This is a genomic window from Nonomuraea sp. NPDC050478 (genome assembly GCF_044458265.1).
Taxonomy (GTDB): domain Bacteria; phylum Actinomycetota; class Actinomycetes; order Streptosporangiales; family Streptosporangiaceae; genus Nonomuraea; species Nonomuraea ferruginea.
Window position 1 is genome coordinate 108,846 of record NZ_JBITHT010000011.1, and the last position, 15,584, is coordinate 124,429.

General features: G+C 72.7%; 16 protein-coding genes. 6 read left to right on the forward strand and 10 right to left on the reverse strand.

Going from position 1 to position 15,584, the window contains the following annotated elements; all coding sequences use genetic code 11:
• Positions 1-943 precede the first annotated feature (943 nt).
• On the reverse strand, positions 944-1,705 hold the full coding sequence (locus tag ACIBF7_RS41050; RefSeq protein ID WP_397199546.1) for a hypothetical protein: 762 nt from the start codon (positions 1,703-1,705) through the stop codon (positions 944-946).
• Positions 1,690-2,040, reverse strand: a complete 351-nt coding sequence (locus tag ACIBF7_RS41055; RefSeq protein ID WP_397199547.1) for a hypothetical protein — start codon at positions 2,038-2,040, stop codon at positions 1,690-1,692. Before ACIBF7_RS41055 ends, ACIBF7_RS41050 begins: the two co-directional genes overlap by 16 nt.
• 77 nt (positions 2,041-2,117) lie before the next feature.
• Here ACIBF7_RS41055 and ACIBF7_RS41060 point away from each other — a divergent pair, with 77 nt between their 5' ends.
• Positions 2,118-3,104 carry a BtrH N-terminal domain-containing protein gene (locus ACIBF7_RS41060; protein WP_271277688.1) on the forward strand — a complete coding sequence of 329 codons (987 nt, stop codon included), beginning with the start codon at positions 2,118-2,120 and terminating at the stop codon, positions 3,102-3,104.
• Here the strand turns inward: ACIBF7_RS41060 and ACIBF7_RS41065 are convergent.
• Positions 3,090-4,280: an RNA polymerase sigma factor gene (locus ACIBF7_RS41065; protein ID WP_271277687.1), complete on the reverse strand. Its 1,191-nt coding sequence runs from the start codon at positions 4,278-4,280 to the stop codon at positions 3,090-3,092. The two genes, ACIBF7_RS41060 and ACIBF7_RS41065, sit on opposite strands and share 15 nt — an antisense overlap.
• A gap of 6 nt (positions 4,281-4,286) precedes the next feature.
• Positions 4,287-4,628 (reverse strand): YciI family protein, encoded by a 342-nt coding sequence (locus ACIBF7_RS41070; RefSeq protein WP_148036525.1) that lies wholly within the window; start codon positions 4,626-4,628, stop codon positions 4,287-4,289.
• A 164-nt stretch (positions 4,629-4,792) separates the two neighbouring features.
• Here ACIBF7_RS41070 and ACIBF7_RS41075 point away from each other — a divergent pair, with 164 nt between their 5' ends.
• Complete coding sequence (locus tag ACIBF7_RS41075; RefSeq protein ID WP_271277686.1) at positions 4,793-5,578, forward strand: trans-aconitate 2-methyltransferase; 786 nt, start codon at positions 4,793-4,795, stop codon at positions 5,576-5,578.
• Positions 5,579-5,584: 6 nt separating this feature from the next.
• Here the strand turns inward: ACIBF7_RS41075 and ACIBF7_RS41080 are convergent, their stop codons facing one another.
• The 3 genes from ACIBF7_RS41080 to ACIBF7_RS41090 form a co-directional block, all read right to left on the reverse strand.
• Positions 5,585-5,812 carry a LapA family protein gene (locus ACIBF7_RS41080; protein WP_148036527.1) on the reverse strand — a complete coding sequence of 76 codons (228 nt, stop codon included), beginning with the start codon at positions 5,810-5,812 and terminating at the stop codon, positions 5,585-5,587.
• 67 nt (positions 5,813-5,879) lie between these two features.
• Positions 5,880-6,791: a hypothetical protein gene (locus tag ACIBF7_RS41085; protein ID WP_271277685.1), complete on the reverse strand. Its 912-nt coding sequence runs from the start codon at positions 6,789-6,791 to the stop codon at positions 5,880-5,882.
• Between the two features lie 13 nt (positions 6,792-6,804).
• A complete protein-coding gene (locus ACIBF7_RS41090; protein WP_397199548.1) occupies positions 6,805-7,770 on the reverse strand; it encodes a helix-turn-helix transcriptional regulator in 966 nt (321 codons plus the stop codon).
• Positions 7,771-7,859: 89 nt separating this feature from the next.
• Here ACIBF7_RS41090 and ACIBF7_RS41095 point away from each other — a divergent pair, with 89 nt between their 5' ends.
• Together ACIBF7_RS41095 and ACIBF7_RS41100 are read left to right on the forward strand one after the other, a co-directional pair.
• The gene (locus ACIBF7_RS41095) at positions 7,860-8,321 is read left to right on the forward strand and encodes a VOC family protein (RefSeq protein WP_148037262.1); all 462 of its coding nucleotides are present in this window, start codon (positions 7,860-7,862) and stop codon (positions 8,319-8,321) included.
• A gap of 90 nt (positions 8,322-8,411) precedes the next feature.
• Entirely contained in the window at positions 8,412-10,562 is a 2,151-nt protein-coding gene (locus ACIBF7_RS41100; protein WP_397199549.1) for a hypothetical protein, read from the forward strand.
• Here ACIBF7_RS41100 and ACIBF7_RS41105 read toward each other — a convergent pair.
• Positions 10,546-10,968 (reverse strand): DUF6463 family protein, encoded by a 423-nt coding sequence (locus ACIBF7_RS41105; protein ID WP_397199550.1) that lies wholly within the window; start codon positions 10,966-10,968, stop codon positions 10,546-10,548. The genes ACIBF7_RS41100 and ACIBF7_RS41105 overlap by 17 nt on opposite strands.
• 85 nt (positions 10,969-11,053) lie before the next feature.
• Between ACIBF7_RS41105 and ACIBF7_RS41110 the strand changes: the two genes are divergently transcribed.
• Both ACIBF7_RS41110 and ACIBF7_RS41115 read left to right on the forward strand, forming a co-directional pair.
• Positions 11,054-11,599, forward strand: coding sequence for a TetR family transcriptional regulator (locus ACIBF7_RS41110; RefSeq protein WP_364232842.1), 546 nt, complete (start codon positions 11,054-11,056; stop codon positions 11,597-11,599).
• Between the two features lie 100 nt (positions 11,600-11,699).
• The gene (locus tag ACIBF7_RS41115; protein ID WP_271277680.1) at positions 11,700-12,380 is read left to right on the forward strand and encodes a GntR family transcriptional regulator; all 681 of its coding nucleotides are present in this window, start codon (positions 11,700-11,702) and stop codon (positions 12,378-12,380) included.
• Here ACIBF7_RS41115 and ACIBF7_RS41120 read toward each other — a convergent pair.
• On the reverse strand, positions 12,358-12,792 hold the full coding sequence (locus ACIBF7_RS41120) for a hypothetical protein (RefSeq protein ID WP_148036534.1): 435 nt from the start codon (positions 12,790-12,792) through the stop codon (positions 12,358-12,360). The two genes, ACIBF7_RS41115 and ACIBF7_RS41120, sit on opposite strands and share 23 nt — an antisense overlap.
• Positions 12,793-12,841: 49 nt before the next feature.
• Positions 12,842-15,535: a BTAD domain-containing putative transcriptional regulator gene (locus ACIBF7_RS41125; protein WP_397199551.1), complete on the reverse strand. Its 2,694-nt coding sequence runs from the start codon at positions 15,533-15,535 to the stop codon at positions 12,842-12,844.
• Between the last annotated feature and the right edge of the window lie 49 nt (positions 15,536-15,584).

A 15,584-nucleotide genomic window follows, 5' to 3' on the forward strand; every position in this document is an offset into this window, starting at 1 on the left:
TCGGCCGGGCCCCCGGCCCGATGCCGGCGGGCGAGCAGGCCGACCGGCTGCGTTCGTGGCAGGACCCGGCGACGGGCCTGGTGGGTACGCTCCTCGCGGACGGCAGCCAGAGGGCGCCCGATCCAGGCTTGGCGGAGACGCTGCTCGCGGCCGGCGGCCGGCCTGATGCGGGCCTGGCGGAGACGCCGCTCGCGGATGGCGGACGACGGCCCGAGCCGGGGCTGTCCGATCCGGATGTCGGCTACCACGTCCTGTGCGTCGGCTACGCGCTCGACCTGCTGGGCAGCCGGTTCCCCGGGCCGGTCCGGCCCGTCGCCGACATGGAGGCCGCCGACCTGATCGCCTTCGTGGAAAGCCTGCCCTGGACGCGGGACGCCTGGGGAGCGGGGCACTGGGTCGACATCCTGGGCACCGCCATCCTGTGGAACGACGGACGGGGCCGCCCCGGGGCCACGGAGGCCCTGTTCGGATGGCTGGTCACGCACGCCGATCCGGACACCGGGATGTGGGGCTCGGCGCGGCCGATCGACGGTCTGCTGCGGATCGTCAACGGCTTCTACCGCGCGTCGCGCGGCACCTTCGCCCAGTTCGGGGTGCCGCTGCCGTACCCGGAGCGGGTCGTCGACACGGTGCTGCGGCACGCCCGCGATCCGCGGTACGTCCGCCCGGAGCGGCAGAACGCCTGCGACGTCCTCGACATCGCGCACCCGCTGTGGCTGACCCGGCACACCGGCTACCGCGCCGAAGAGGTGACGACCCTGGCCAGGACCCTGCTCACCGACGCGCTCGGGCACTGGACCGACGGCCAGGGCTTCGGGTTCCAGGCCCCGCACCCCACCACGGCCGGCGCCGCCGCGACCGTGCCGGGGCTGCAGGGGACGGAGATGTGGCTGGCGATCCTCTGGCTGCTGTCCGACCTCGCGGGCGTCGCGGACGCTCTCGGCTACCGACCGCGCGGCGTGCACCGCCCCGAACCCGCCGTCGTACGGACCTGATCGCCCACGCCACCGGGCCTTCCGCGCCCGGCGAGATGCGAGGAGAAACGGACCGCCCCTGCCGCCAGCACCGGCATCCCGAGCCCCCAGCAGCGCAGGAACGCCCAGACTTCCTGGTTCGTATGCTCACCGTTGCCCTGGATCTCTGGTGAGAGAGAAGAGGCGATCATCGGCAGCAGGAGCAGCGCGAAGCCCGCGAGCAGGAGCGCCGCACCGGCCGCGGTCGACTGGCGCGGCCGGTACGGGCGGGCCGCCAGCAGGGTCAGGGCCGCGGCGCAGACGACGGCGGGCAGCGCCACCTTGCCCGCCCAGTGCAGCAGCATCGTCGTCGTCCAGTACCACCGCTCGGCCGGAAGAGGGTCCGAGAAGTACAGCATGGGGGCCGGGGGGCCGAGAAGATCTCGCACCGTGCCGAGGAGGCCGCCGCCGACGAAGGCGAGGACGAACACCGGCAAGCGCCGCCCGGTACGGAGCACGGCGAGGGCGCCGGCGGCGGCGAGCAGGCCGAGGAGCACGCCCTTGGTGGCACCGTAGGCGAACGGGATCCACTTGTTCCACGGGTAGTTCCCGACCGTGACCGCCGTCCAGGCGCCGACGGCGCCCCACGAGACGACCCCGACGGCGATCCCGACGCACAACAGGTCCCAGACGCGGCTGTCCCGGGCGCGTGCGGGGTTCGGTAAGAAGGGGTGGGTCACCAGTCGCGCCATTCGTCCGTGAGCTCGAACCGCTTGATGCCGCGACGGGCCGCGAGCACGTCGAGGTCTATCCCCGCCTCGGTGAGCACGTCGTCGATGAACTCGCACAACTCCTCCCGCTCGACGGTGTCGAAGTCGTGGTCGTGCGTCCCGTCCACGGCGTTGAGCCCTTCGACCACCCGCCGGATCGCCGCGAGGACCTCGTCGTCGGAGGGCGCGCCGAAGCGCCGTACCTCGGCCTCGAAAGACGTCAGGACCCGTTCGGCCGCCGCCACGAACGGCTCCGGATAGGGCGCGGCGAAGTCGGCGACATGTGCGCGCCAGGTGTCTGTCGGTCTCCTGATCATTGCGTGATCGTAGGCCGATTGGACTCTCCCACGGGGGGAGGCCCCATGCTGGTGACCGGACACGAGGAGAGCGGCGCATGACCATCGTCAAGGACATCGAGGCCCGCGGCCTGCACCATTGCGAGACGACGGCGCTCGGGGTGCTGCTGCGGCACGAAGGGCTCGATCTGTCCGAACCTCTGCTGTTCGGGCTGGGGTCGGGACTGTCCTTCGTCTACTGGGACGGCAAGAGCATGCCGTTCCCGTTCCTCGGCGGCCGCGTCAAGCCTTTCGAGCTGACCAGGAACCTGGCGGCCAGGCTGGGGCTGACGTTGACGGTGCAGGAGACCGCCTCACCGCGCAAGGCGTGGGAGAACGTGGCCGCCCCCATCGACGCCGGCCGGCCGGTCGGGCTCCAGCTCGACTCGTACCATCTGGACTATTTCTCGACAAAGGTGCACTTCGGCGGCCATGTCGTCGCCATGTACGGCTACGACGAGCAGGACGTCCACCTCGTGGACACCGGCCAGCAGGGCGGAGCGGTGCGCACGAGCCGGGCCGGCCTCGCCAGGGCGCGGGCCGAACGCGGCCCGATGACCGCCCGGCACCGGTCCTTCACCATCACCCTGCCGCCTCACCCGACGCCGCCCTGGCAGGAGCAGCTCGCCGGTGCCATCAGGGACTGCGCCGACGCCTTCCTCGCCGCGCCCATCGCGAACCTGGGTCACCGCGGCATCGCGAAAGCCGCCAAACAGGTGCCCCGATGGCTGCTCCGCGCCGACGACCCGGCGCGGGACCTGCCGCGGGCCGCCCTCCTCATGGAGCAGGCCGGCACCGGCGGCGCCCTGTTCCGCGTCCTTTACCGCGACTTCCTCGAAGAGTGCGCCGGGCTGATCGACGACGGCAACCTCCGCGCGGGTCACCGGCTGTACGCGGAGGCCGCCGTCCTGTGGACGGACGTGTCCGGCCTGATCGCGAAGGCGGGGGAGAGCGGCGACGCGGCGCACCTGGAGCAGGCCGGGGCCATCCTCCGTGAACTCTCGCGCATCGAGGAGGACGCGATGCGGCGGCTACGGCTGCTGTAGCCGGCCGCGCAGGAAACGACGCTCCGCGTCGGTGGGCGCGAGGTCGAGCGCCGCCCGGTAGTGTCCCTCCGCCTCCTGCCCGCGGCCCGCGCGTCGCAGCAGTTCAGCACGGGTGGCGTGCAACAGGTAATAGCCGTCGAGCCCGGTGATCCCGTCGACCAGGCGGAGCGCCGCCTCGGGCCCGCTGACCATGCCGATCGCCACGGCACGGTTCAGCTCCACGATCGGGCTCGGCGCGATGCGCGCGAGCTCCGCGTACAGTCCGGCGATCTGCGGCCAGTCCGTCCGGGAGGCGAGCGGCGCGGTCGCGTGGCACGCCGCGATGGCCGCCTGGAGCTGGAACGGCCCGGCGCGGCCCCGGCGCAGCGCCCGCTCGCAGATCGCGGCGCCCTCCGCGATCCGCGCCTGGTCCCACAGCGTGCGGTCCTGCTCGTCGAGGGTGACCAGGTCTCCGGCCGCGTCCACGCGCGCCGGTCGCCGGGCGTCGTGCAGCAGCATCAGCGCGAGCACGCCCTGCGCCTCGGGTTCGTCGGGCATCAGCGCCGTCACCACCCGGGCGAGGCGGATGGCCTCCTGGCAGAGCCGGGCCTTCGCCGGATCTCCGTACCCTTCGTTGAACAGCAGGTAGAGCACGTGCAGCACGGCGGGGAGGCGGTCGGGCAGCAGGTGCGCGGGCGGCACCCGGAAGGGGATGGCCGCGTGCGCGACCTTCTGCTTGGCGCGGAAGATGCGCTGGCCCATGGTGCGTTCGGGCACCAGGAACGCCCGCGCGATCTCGGCGGTGCTCATGCCGGTCAGGCTCCGCAGGGTCAGCGCCACCTGGGCATCGAGGTTCAGTGACGGATGGCAGCAGGTGAACATGAGCTCCAGGCGCTCGTCAGGGATCTCGCTGTCGCGCAGGTAGGGCGGTGGTTCCATGGCGGCCGCCTCCCGCAGCTTCGCCGCCTCGCCGGCCGCGCGGCGCATCCGGTCGATCGCGCGGTGACGGGCCGTGGTGGTCAGCCACGCCAGCGGCTGGTCGGGCACCCCGGACTCCGGCCATTTCTGGAGCGCCTTGGTGAACGCGTCCTGCGCGCACTCCTCGGCCAGGTCCCAGTCGCCGCCGGTGAACCGGATCATGGTGGCCACGATCCGGCTCCACCCGTCGGCGTAGATCCCGGCGATCTCGTCCTTCACCTGCGGCTAGTCCTCGCCGTCCGTCCAGAACGGACGCAGCTCGATCATCCCGGCCCACGCCATCGGGTGCTTGGACGCGACCTCGATGGCCTCGTCGAGGTCGGCGCAGTCGATGACGTCGAAGCCGGCGATCTGGTCCTTGGTCTCCGCGTACGGACCGTCGGTCAGCAGCACCTCACGGTTGCGGACGCGGACGGTGGTCGCGTCGCTCACCGGGCGGACGCGCTCGCCCATCAGCCGGATGCCCTTGCCGTCCATCTCCTTGACCCAGTCCTCCACGTCCGGGGCCCCCTCGTCCTGGCCGGGCTTGTAGTCGGGATCGGTGCACACCAGCATGAGGTACTTCATCGGGCTGCTCCTGTCGTGTGTTCGGTCGTTTCGCTGTCTTTCGTCGGATTGACGAACGGGAGAGGCTCTCCACTACAGCTCACCTCAGGATTTTTCCGACCGCACCAGGCGAGGGCCACCCGGCCACTCCCGGTCACCGGCGCGGCGCTGCCAGGATGGGGAGCATGTCCCGCGATCTCCGAGCCACCTTCGACCGGGCGGCCGCCACCTACCAGGACGCACGCCCCGACTACCCCGCCGAGCTCTACGCCGATCTGCTGGACGTCACCGGGGTCACCCCCTCCGCCCACCTGCTCGAAGTCGGCTGCGGCCCGGGGAAGGCCACGCTGCCGCTGGCCCGGATGGGGTTCCGGATCACCGCGGTCGAACTCGGCGCCGCCCTGGCCGCCGAGGCGCGACGCCGGCTCGCCGGATTCTCCGGCGTCTCCGTCATCACGTCGTCGTTCGAGGACTGGGAGCCGCGGGACCGCTTCGACCTCGTGTACGCGGCCACGGCCTGGAAGTGGGTGGACCCGGAGGTCAAGTACGCCAAGGCGGCCTCCCTCCTCACCCCGGGCGGTCACCTGGCCGTGTGGAACGCCGACCACGCGATGCCGTCGGACTTCGACCCGTTCTTCACCGAGATCCAGAAGACCTACGAAGAGATCGGCGAAGGCCACGACGGCCCGTGGCCCGGGCCGACGCCCGAGGAGCAGGACGACCCCATGGCCGCCGAGTTCGACGCCTCCGGACATTTCACGGTGGTCGGGACGAAGCTCTACGTATGGGCGTTGCGCTACACGGCGGACGAGTATCTCGCCCTGCTCGACACGTTCTCCGGCCACATCGCCATGGAGCCGGACAAGCGCGAACATCTCTACCGGCAGATCCGCCGCCTCCTCGCCGCCCGCCCTGACGGACGGCTCACCCGCCACTGGTCAGCCGTCCTCACCGTCGGCCGACGCCTGTGACCTGTTTCATCCGCCCCGGCGGCCCATCAGCGCGCCGATGACCATCCCGATCGCGGTGCAGACCACCAGAGTGATCCACAACGGGGCGACCAGCACGATCATGAAGAGCTGGATGGTCGCGTCCTGCTGGTTCTGCACGATGAACACCACCGCCAGGATCAGCAGAACGAGCGCCATCCACAGGCGCGGCGGCACCGCCCTGAGCCGGCTCGCCGGCTTCTGCCCTGTCACCATGTGTTCCCCCCGGATGCACACAGAGCCCTGGAACGCAGCCCTACCCGAGAAACCGCCGGTGATGTGGTCACTCCGCGCCGAAGTCGAAGGCGACGTCGGCGAGATGGACCGCCTCGACCACCGGGTCGTCGAGGAGCTCGCGCAGGTCGGCGAGTTTCCAGCGGTCGACGACGAGCCCGTGGACGACGCCCTCCTCGGCCGCCGTCACGAGCCACCCGCGGGTCAGTTCGAACGCGTCCAGGTCGTCGCTCTCGTCGAGGATCCCCACCCACTCGCGGTACGCGGCCAGCGCCGCCTCGGGTTCGGTCTCGCACTGATAGGTGGTGTTCTCCCAGGTGTGGTTGGCCATGTCGCGGTTCCAGACGACCGCGTTGAGCGAGGGCGGATCACCGGAGTCGTCGAAGTAGGACGGCGAGTAGATGTAGGAGACGTCCTCTCCTCCGCAGATCTTGTGGCGCCGGTTGAAGGCGACGAGTTGCCCGGCGGTCACGGAGTCGGCGAAGTCCACGACCGCCACGGCGTCGAGCGTCCGCGGCAGCCCGTCGATGATGTCGCGGGACGTCTCCGCCGCCTTCCCGGAGACGCCGTCGGGGTCCGCCTCCACGGAGTCGATCGCGTCGGCCAGGCTGCCGGAGGGTCCGTCGAGCTGGGGCGCCCGGACTGTTCCGAAGACGTCCTCCACGATCTCGTAATCGGTGCCGCCCTCGCCGGGACCGGCCCCGCGCGGCTCTCCCCACAGCGTGTAGGTCGTCGTCAGGAGGCTGCCGCGATCGAGGTAGCCGTGCATGCGCTCGTCCGGGTTGGCGACGCGCGCCGCCGTGCCGTACACCTGGGCGATCCGCTCGTCGCCGGTCTCGACGAACAGCGGTAAGGCCCGGTCGGCCACGACGAGGGCCAGCCAGAGCGCCGCGGTGACGGCCAGGACCTTGAGCAGCGACCTGCCCACGTACGCCCAGTCGGGCTCCCTCGCGTTCGTCACCGCGCGCTCCTCCCTAGTGGTCCGACGCCGGTGCGCCGGCGGTCAGCAGTTTCTCCGCGAGCACGCGACAGCGGCTCGCGAGCTCCGGCGGGTCGAGCACCTCGAAGTCGTGCCCGAGCAGCAGCACGTGCATGAGCACCGCGTCGAGGCTGCCGGCGCCGCTGATCACCTCGCAGCGTCCGCTCCCTCGCGGCCGTACGACGGCGGCCGACGCCGGGACCTGGGCGCGCACCGTACCGGCGGGCGCGTGGACGAGGAAGCGCGCCCGGTGCGGGTAGACCCGGCTCGCCACGCCCTCCTGCACGTACGAGGCCGCGTCCGGCGCGGGGCGCGGGCGGAAGCGCCAGGTGCGGGCGGACACGCCGGTCATCCGGTCGAGACGGAAGCTGCGCCAGCCGTCGCGATCGAGGTCGTAGGCCAGGAGATACCAGCGCCGCTCGGAGGCGACCAGGCGGTAGGGCTCGACCCGCCGCCGGCGCACCTGGCCCCCGGACGGATAGCCGAAGCCGGCCTCGACCTCGTCGCGGCAGGCCCCGGCCAGCGTCATGAGCACCTGGGGGTCGACCGGCGCGCGGCCCGCGGCGAAGGACTCCACCGACCCGGAGAGCGCGCGCACCTCGTGCCGCAGCCGCGTGGGCAGCACCCGGTCGAGCTTGGTCAGCGCCCGCAGCGCGGCGTCGCCGGCGACCGCGCCGCCCGCGCCGGCCAGCAGCGAGACGACGGTGGCGATCGCCTCCTCGTCGTCGAGGAGGAGCGGCGGCAGGTCCTGCCCGGGGCCGAGCCGGTAGCCGCCCCCGACGCCCTGCCCGGCGTGCACCGGGTAGCCGAGGGCACGCAACCGCCCGACGTCCCGCCGTACCGTCCGCGAGGTGACCCCGAGCCGGTCGGCGAGTTCGGGGCCGGTCCAGACCCGGCGCTGCTGCAGCAGCCCCAGCAGGGCTAGCACCCGCTCCGTCGTGCTCCGCTCGTCACCGGCCATGTCGCCCACCCTGTCAGATAGCGGACCGATCCTGTCCTCCAGAGGGTGACAGCATGGACTCGAACCACCACGACGAACGGAGCGATCCGATGAGCCGCCATATCCAGGTCACCTTCGACGCCCACGACCCGCGGGCGCTGTCGTCCTTCTGGCGCGACGTCCTGGGCTACGTCCACCCCGGCCCACCCGGCGTCGACCTGCCCGAGGGCGCCGACCCGCTGGCCGCGTGGGACGACTTCCTCGCGCGGGCCGGCGTCCCGGAGGACCAGCGCAACACCAGGTCGGCCGTCGAGGACCCGGACGGCCACGGCCCCCGGCTGTTCTTCCAGCAGGTGCCGGAGGACAAGGTCGTCAAGAACCGCGTGCACCTCGACGTGCGCGCCGCTCCCGGGCTGCAGGGGGAGGAGCGGATGGCGGCGCTGGAGGCCGAGTGCGACCGGCTCGTCGCGCTGGGCGCGAAGAGGGTACGGCGTGACGAGCCCGATCTTCCGCTGACCGCCGGCACCATCGTGATGACCGACCCCGAGGGCAACGAGTTCTGCCTGGACTGATGCCGAATGGGCTGGATGCCCTGAATGGGCGGGCCGCGGATCCTACGCTCTTGGCCGTCAAGCGATCCCCGCTGCTCGCTGGAGGCGTCCATGCCCGAGGCTGTTCAAGAGGCGCCCGCCCCCCACGTCCAGGCCATGACGGTCGCGCGGCGGGACGGGGTGATCTGGCGGGCCTACGGCACCGCGGCGCGACACCTGATCAGGCTGGCGGCGCCCGCCGCGCTGGTGTTCCTGCCGATCAGCCTGGTCGCGCTGCTCGGGCTGGCGCTGGTGGTGGACGAGTCGGCGGTGCTGGTCGACGGCTCGTTCGAGCTGCTCGGTACGCCGGGAAGGCCGCTGCTGGTGTGGGCGGCGGCGGTGATGCTCGCCTCGCTGGCCGGCCAGGCCGTGGTCCTGCCCGCCACCGTCGTGATCGCCGTCGGCCTGCTGACCGGCAGGCCCGTCGCCACGCCGGACGCGATGCGCGCCGCGCTGCGGAACCTGCCCGCGATGATGCTCCTCGCGCTGCTGGGCGTCGTGGTGTTCACGGCGACCGCGGTGGCCGGGTTCGGCATGCTGATGTGGACCGGACAGCTGCTGTGGGCCGTTCTCGTGATGGCGTCCCTGGCGGTGCTCGCGCTGCCGAGCCTGCTGGCCGTGGCGATCGTGACGCTGGAGGGCCGGAGCGCCGGGCGCGCGCTCGCCGGCGCCTACCGGCTGGCGGGCAGGGGCGAGCCGACGGCAGGCGGCTTCTGGTCGTGCACGCTGACCCTGGCCTTCGGCGTGCTGGTCTTCCCCGCGGCGGCCCAGCGGGGGGTGGAGTGGGCGGTGGAGTGGGCCGCGTCGGGCAGCGTGCTCGGGTACGGGGTGGCGACCTCCGCCCTCACCCTGGTCATCCCCGCGTTCCAGGCGACGGTGATCGCGCGCCTGTACCTGAACAGGCTGGCACACCGGAGTACGGCCGAGGCGTTCGAGCGGGTCGTCGAGAACCTGCCGGGGAGCGGGGCGGCGAGCCCGGCCAGGCCGGTGCCGGTGCTCGCGGCGCTGCTGCTGCCGGGGTCGCTGTTCGCGGCCACGCTGCTGGTCAACCCGTTCGGCTGGCTGGAGGTGACCCAGACGGTCGTCACGGCCACCTGGACGAGCGACGACGTCCCTCCTCAGCCGAGACCCGGGCTGCGGGAGACGGATCTGAAGGCCATGTACGCGGGCCGGGGCGACGAACTGATCATGTTCATGGACAGTTTCGGCCTGGCGAGGCTGCTGACCTGCTCCGCGACTGGCTGCCCGCGTACCGGGTTCCGCTGGGCCGAGCCCGCCGGCGCGGACGAGGACATCGCGTCGTCCAGCGCCCGGCTCCACGAAGGCCGGATCGCCGTGAGCACCTGGTCGCAGCGAGGGCAGGGCGATGACCGGCGCGTCCGGCTAGGGCTGATGCTCTGCGACGCCCGCGGCTGCGTCCCAAGCCCCCGGCCGATCGGTGAGGAGATGTCGGTCTACGAGGGCAGGAGCGTCGCGCTGGCGCCGGGGCGCTACGACGGCCTGATGATCGCCCAGGTCCGGGAGCTGCCGGAGCGCGACGGTGAGGTCCTGTCCGTCACCTTCTGCGAAGACCCGGTCTGCGCCGACCCGTGGACGAAGGAGCTGGCCAGGCTTCCATCCAGGACCTCCGCGTACCAGGAGCACGGCCTCGTCGTCGGGGCTGGACCGACGAACCGCCCCGTCGTCCTCCGCTTCGACGAGCACGCGGGCTCTCTCTCCCTGATCACCTGCGAGGAGTCCGACTGTGCCGAGGTGCACGTGGAACGGCTGGTCCACGGGGGCTGGACCTGGGGGTTCGACGAGGTCGGCGGGGAAGCCGGCGCCACCATGGTGGTCAGGGACGACGGCCGGCCGCTGATCGCCTACCGCGACTCGGCCGATGGATCGATCAGGATGCTCGACTGCCGCAATCTGAGCTGCTCCCAGTCCGACCCCGTCGTCCTGGCCGGCCCCGGCCGCTTCCGCGTGCCCCCGGCGCTGGTGGTGGACGGGGAAGGACGGGCGCTGGTGGCCTACCAGGACGTCGACGACAACCGGATCGTCGTGGCCACCTGTGAGGGAACCCGCTGCACGCACACGCCGGTGGCGAAGGGCCGGTACGCCCTCGGCGACGCCCTCGCCATGACCCTGGACGCGCGCGGCCGACCGATGATCGGCTGGATCGACCATTCCGAGCACGACTGGGACCTGATCCTGACCACCCCGCTCAATCTGCCTTCCTAGCGGGGGAGCTCGTCTTTCGCGCCGCCAGAACGATCAGGATCCCGGGGACGATCCCGGCGAAGAACGGTGACGGTACGAGGAGGACGCCGCCCAGCGCGCACCACAGGGCCAGGGCCCAGCCGATCCCGGCGGGCACGGCCACCCCGCGCCGGGCGAGGTGCCAGGTCAGTGATCCCAGGAGGATCAGGGGCACGCCGAAGCTTCCCGGGCCGCCCCAGAAGGTGACCTTGTTCCGCAGGGACTCGACCGCAGGGCTGTCCGCGAGGAGCGGGACCGCCGCCCACATCCCCCGATCCACCCAGCCGGCGACGTCCGGCCAGGCGGTGGTCGCCAGCACCGCCAGGTGTCCCGCACCCATCACGACCATGATCCCGCCCGCCCAGCGGAGCAGCTTTCCGAAGTCCATCGCACAACCCTTCTGTGTTGACCAACACAGGATATGTCAATTGACATTCGCTATGTCATCCGGCGTAGCTGGTTGGATGGACCGCATGGCCACGCGACGTATCCAGAGGACCGAGGAGAGCCGCCGGCTGCTGGTGGCGGCCGCCGCCGAGCTCTTCGCCGAGAAGGGCTACCGGCAGACGAGTTTCGTCGACATCGCCGACAAGGCCGGCATCAGCCGCGGCTCCATCCCCTGGCACTTCGGCAACAAGCTGGGCCTGCTGCAAGCGGTGCTCGACGACCAGCTCCAGACCGTGCTCACCGCTTTCGACGAGCAAGTCGGCGACCCGCTCGACCAGGTCATGGACTTCGTCCGCCTGCCTGCCGCGCGCCTGTTCATCACGCTGCTGGCCGAGGCCGTGGAGGACGGCTCGCCGATCCGCGAGCAGTACGCGCGGCTCCACGCGGCCCTCCGGCAGGGGGTCCAGGCGCGGATACCGGCCGAGGCCCTCCCCGCGGGCGCCTCCGCGGAGGCCTTCACGGTCCTGCTGGTGGGGGCGGTCATCGGCGTCCACGCCCAATGGCGCGTCGCCCCCGAGGCGGTGGACCTCGACGCCGTCCGCACCCTTCTCGAACGGATGATCGATGCGTGATGGACAAGCCCTGACGATCGGCGTGCGCGGCACGACTGCGCACCCCTGTCCCGCTGACCCTGTTTGACAGTGATCGCAGCGTGCCTGTGCAATATGTTGCATGCCGGTGCCACAGGGTCGCGGACTCGTCTCCAGGTCGCTGCTTCGGGAAGACGCCTACCGGGCGATCCGTGACGCGATCGTCGACGGCACGCTGGCCCCAGGTGAGCGACTCAACGACACCGACCTGGTCGAGTGGCTGGGCGTCAGCCGGACCCCGGTGCGCGAGGCCCTCGCGCGGCTGGAGCAGGCGGGCCTGGTCAGGACCAAACCCGGCCGCTACACGATCGTCAGCCCTCTGGACGCCCGCGCCTGCCGTGACGCCCAGTCGGTCACGGCCGCCATGCACGAGCTCGCCGTCCGCGAGGCGCTGCCGAACCTCTCCGCCACCGAGCTCGAAGCCATGCGCACGGCCAACGCGCGGTTCGCGGACGCCCTGCGCCGCGACGACGTGGACGCGGCGCTCGCCGCCGACGACGAGTTCCACGGCGTGCTGGTCACCGCCAGCGCCAATGACGCGCTCCGCGACGTCCTCGAACGGTTCACGCCGGTGCTGCGCCGCCTGGAGCGGCTCCGCTTCTCCTCACTGAGCGGCCGGGAGTCGGTCGCTCAGCATGACCGGATCATCGAATTGTGCGCGGCCGGCGACGTGGCGGGGGCGGCCGCGGCCACCCGCGCCAATTGGGAGACGCTCACCCCGTTGCTCGACGAACCGCCCGTCACCGGGGCCAGTTCGCGATGATCTCGGGCTTGATCGCGTCGGCGTGACACTTGAAGGTCTTGCGCAGGGCGCGGTCGTACAGGCAGACCCGCACGTCCACGCGCTTGATCTCGCCGTCGGAGGACAGCCGGAAGGGCGTCTTGGCAGCGCAGGTCGAGCGGGGCCGGCTCCATCCGGTGCCGCCGCCCGCGTAGTGGAAGCGGGCGCGGACGTAGGCGCAGTGACCGGAGTGCCTGTCGCGATCGGAGAGCGTGCCGCGCACGACGAACGTCTCGGCGCTGAAGTCGGTGATCCAGACGTCGGCCGTGGCGTGGCCGGAATGTCCCGCCGCCGACTTGACGGGCCCCCAGTGGATCCCGGCGGACGCCTGCGCCGGCCCGCCCGCGGCGATCAGGAAGGCCAGGACCCCACCGATGACATAGGTCTTCTTCATGGCAGGGACGCTAGGGGACGCCACTTGGAGTGATCTTGCATCCGGCTGGTCACAGCTGGTCGGCGATGGCTGCCGGGGTTCGCGGCGCGGGGCCGGTGGCGATGGCTCCGGCCTCGGCGTCGTCGATGAGGTCGAGGTCGCGCAGGATCGCGGCCGAGCGGTTCAGGAGGGCGCGGTCGCCGCGGACGCGGCCGAGGCCCCACAGGTGTTCGGCCTCCCAGTAGGTGCCCGACAGGCCACGCAGCCGGTCGAGGCGGAGGGCTTCGGTGAAGCAGGCGGCGGCGGCCTCGCGCCGGCCGGCGAGGCGGTGCGCCTCGCCGAGGTTGCCCAGCGCCATGACCTCGGTGACGCGGGCGGCGGAGTCGCGGGCCAGGCCGATGGCGGCCTCGTGCGCGGCGACCGCGTCGTCATGGCGGCCGAGCCGCTGGCAGGTGAGCCCGACGCCGGTCAGGCAGCCGGCCTCCTGACGGGCGTGGCCGAGCCGGTGCCAGGCGGCGCGGGCCCGCTCCAGGGATTCGAGCGACTCCTCGTACCGTTCGAGCACGCGGAGCACGACGCCGCGGCCGTGCAGGGCCAGGGCGGTCCCGGCGTCGTAGCCGGCCCAGGCGCGCAGGGCGCGGTCGAAGCAGGCGAGCGCCTCCTCGGCCCTGCTCAGCCAGTGCAGCGCCCAGCCGAGGTCGTTGTCGGCCAGCCCGGCGTGACGGCGGTCGCCGGTGAGACGCGCGGCCGTGCGCGTGATGTACGCGAGCGTCAGCTGCTCGCGCCGGCGGCCCCGGCCTTCGAGCGGGGCGTTCAGGCACGCCGACAGGTAGGGCGCGACCTCGGGGGCGATGCCGGAGGCGGCCTGCCGGGCCGCGGCGACCAGGTTGTCCGTCTCGGCGTCGATCCACTCGTCGACCTCGTCGCGCGAGCCGAGCGGGACGCCGGGGTGGTCGAGCGAGCCGGGCAGGAAGTCGATCCGCCAGCCGATCGTCGGCTCGACGGCCAGCGTGGCGTGCCGGGCCGTGGCCACGTAGCAGTGCAGGGCGCGGCGCACGGCGCCGGTGCGGTCGGCCCCGGTCTCCTCCTCGGCGGCGCGTTCCCTGGCGAACAGCCGCAGCAGGTCGTGCAGGTGGAACCGGCCGGGCACGTCGGACCGTACGAGCTGGTTCTCCGCGAGCCGATCCAGCAGCACCGCCGCGCGCTGCTCCGGCAGACCGGCCAGCGCGGCGGCGACCGGGACGCCGACGTCGGGCACGTCCAGGAGGCCGAGCAGCCGGAACAGCCGGGCCGCCGCGGCGTCGCCGAGGTCCTGGTAGCTGACCATGAAGCTGGTGCGCACGGCCTGGTCGTGCAGCGCGAGCTCGGCCAGCCTGCGCTGCTCGACGGCGAGCCGCCCGGCCAGCGCCCGCACGCTCAGGTCCGGCTGCCCGGCCAGTTTCGCCCCCGCGATGGTGAGCGCCAGCGGGAGCCGCCCGCACAGCTCGGCGATCTCGGCCGCCGCCTCGGGCTCGCTCCCGACGCGGGCGGTCCCGGCCAGCCTGCCGAGCAGGGCGACCGCCTCGTCCGGCGGCAGACCCTCGACCGGGTGATGGCGGGCGGCGTCGACGGAGCCGAGCAGCCGCCGGCTGGTGATGAGCACGCCGCAGGTGGCGCTGCCCGGCAGCAGGTCGCGCACCTGCTCCGGGCCGGCGGCGTTGTCGAGCAGGACGAGCAGCCGCTTGCCGTGCGTCATCGAGCGGAACGCCGCGGCGGCCTCCTCCTGGTCGGCGGGCACCGTCGCGCCCAGCGCGCGGAGGAACCTGCCGAGCACCTCCGCGGTGGCCGCCGGCTCCGTGTCCGGGGTGGACCCGTGCAGGTTGACGTAGAGCTGCCCGTCGGGGAAGAGACCGGCCAGGCGGTGCGCCACCTGGACGGCCAGCGCGGACTTGCCGATGCCCGCCGGGCCCGAGACGGCCACCACGTGCTCGCCGCCGTCCGTCAGCAGCCCGCACAGCCGCTCGACGTCGCCGTCACGGCCCGTGAACGCCGCCACCGCCGGAGGAAGCTGCGCCGGGGTGCGCCCCCGTACGAGCTGTTCGGCGCGGCGCAGCTCCGGCCCCGGTTCGAGGCCGAGCTCGCGGTCCAGCAGCCGCGTGCCCTCGCGCAGCACGTGGAGCGCCTCCTGACGGCGGTTCAGCCGGTCGAGCGCGAGCACGAGCTGGGCGCGGAGCGATTCGTAGTACGGCAGGTCGGCGACCATCGGCGCGAGCCGCTCGGCCACCCGCGACGGGCAGCCCCGGCCCAGCTCCAGCGCGGCCCACTCGCCGACGGCGGTCAGCCTGAGCTCTTCGAGCCGCCGCACCTCCGCGTGGTCGAAACCGTCCAGCACGGGCCCGCGCCACAGGGCGAGCGCCCGACGGTAGAGGGCGGGATCGCCCAGCCGGCGGCCCTCCTCGATGAGCCGCTCAGCGTGATGGGAGTCGAGCCGCGCCACCCGCGTGTCGATGCGGTAGGCGCCCGGCCGGGTCTCGATCACCGGGTGGCCGAGCAGCGTCTTGCGCAACCGGGAGAGCAGCATGTGGAGCTGGGTGCGGGCGGTCGGGGGCGGGGCGCCGTCCGTCCAGAGCGCCGCGACCAGCTGCTCGGCGGTGACGCTCTGCCCGGCGTGCAGCAGCAGGACGCTCAGGACCGTACGGGCGCGCGACCCGATGGGGGCGACGGCGCGGCCGGCGACCTCGACGCGCAGAGGGCCGAGGATCTGGAAAGCGACTGGGCCGGACATCGACTCCTCCCTTGATGGATCGTAACGGGAGGGGTGGCGGAGGCGGCAA